At 56.7% G+C, this 1365-nt stretch carries 1 protein-coding gene; it reads left to right on the top strand.

From position 1 onward, the window contains the following. The first annotated feature begins 97 nt into the window (after positions 1–97). On the top strand, positions 98–1132 hold the full coding sequence (locus tag K7H09_RS24285; RefSeq protein WP_230806371.1) for an IS110 family transposase: 1035 nt from the start codon (positions 98–100) through the stop codon (positions 1130–1132). Positions 1133–1365 lie beyond the last annotated feature (233 nt).

The following is a 1365-nucleotide window of genomic DNA, read 5'->3' as shown; positions in this document are numbered from 1 at the left end:
CAATGGGATGGACTCCTCCTCACCCTACTCCGGCGTCAGTGCGCCATACTGGTAGGTGGTTGGAAAACTATCAGCTTGAGAGTCAGGAGAAGCCCATATGAACATTAGCCGAGTTGGTGTGGATATCGCAAAGTCTGTCTTTCACGTACATGGCGTTGACCGGCATGAGAAGCCTCAATGGCGAGGTAAATATACCCGGGCCAAGTGGCTGGAGGCTGTCTGTCGGCGCGTTCCTCAAGGCGCCACCATCGGCATGGAAGCATGTGCAGCGGCGCATTATTGGGCGCGCGAACTTCAAGCGCGTGGCTACCATGTGAAGCTCATTGCGGCCCAATTCGTGAAGCCTTACGTTAAAACGAATAAAAATGATCGGGCAGATGCTGAAGCGATTTGTGAAGCATTAGGCCGTCCCACGATGCGCTTCGTGGCCGTAAAAACCGTTGATCAACAGGACAGCCAGGCCACTCACCGGATCCGTGAAGAGCTGATTAGCCAGCGCACAGCGAAGGCCAATCAAATCCGTGGTCTCACCAGTGAGTATGGGTTTATTGCCCCCACCGGTATTCAGCAGTTACGGCGGGCGCTGCCTCTTTGGCTGGAGGATGCCACCAACGGGCTCAGTGACCGCTTTCGCCGCCTATTGGCCGACTTAGCGGATGACTTACGTTATTTAGACGAGCGTGTTGCGCAGTTAACGTCCGCCATTGAAACGCATGCCAATACCGACCCGGTTGCCAAGCGCTTGATGACCCTCCGCGGCATTGGCCCCATCACCGCCAGTGCCTTATCGGGTGTGCTGGGTGACGGCGCTATATACAAGCGAGGACGCGACTTTGCCGCCTCGTTAGGGCTGACCCCGCGTCAACATAGCACGGGCGGACGAGAGCGCCTGTTGGGGATCAGTAAACGTGGCAATAGTTACTTACGCAAGCTGCTGGTACATGGCGCCCGCGCCGTCCTTCGTTATGCGGTGAAAAAAGACGACGGACTCAGCCAGTGGATCAAGCACCTTGCCGTGCGCAAACATCGCAACGTGGCGATCGTGGCTCTCGCCAATAAGACAGCGCGTATGGCGTGGGCCGTCACACGTTACGAGGTCCCGTATAACCCTGAGTTGTCCGCCGCCGCTTAAGCAGGCGACGCGACCATCAATGTTGAACCTTTAACCGGTGTTCCTACCGCCCCGACTGCACCACCAAAAGAGAGATGGCGAACAGGTCGAACCGACGTCGGGCCATACCGTGTAGCGCGTAGAGCCATAGAGCTCGTTTACGCTGAGGGTACCCGACGTGCGAATAGCCCATTAAGGTCCGATGCCCACACGTTAGGCATCTTTTACGAGACCGGATATACGCTAGCAGTCGA

Source organism: Halomonas sp. IOP_14 (assembly GCF_021021315.1).
Lineage (GTDB): Bacteria > Pseudomonadota > Gammaproteobacteria > Pseudomonadales > Halomonadaceae > Vreelandella > Vreelandella titanicae.
Note: the sequence above shows the minus strand (reverse complement) of the source record. Positions and strands in the feature narration are given on the sequence as shown.

Bases quoted from the DNA above. Each gene is read 5' to 3' on its own strand.
- K7H09_RS24285 (WP_230806371.1), top strand. From the start codon at position 98: ATGAACATTAGCCGAGTTGGTGTGGATATCGCAAAGTCTGTCTTTCAC.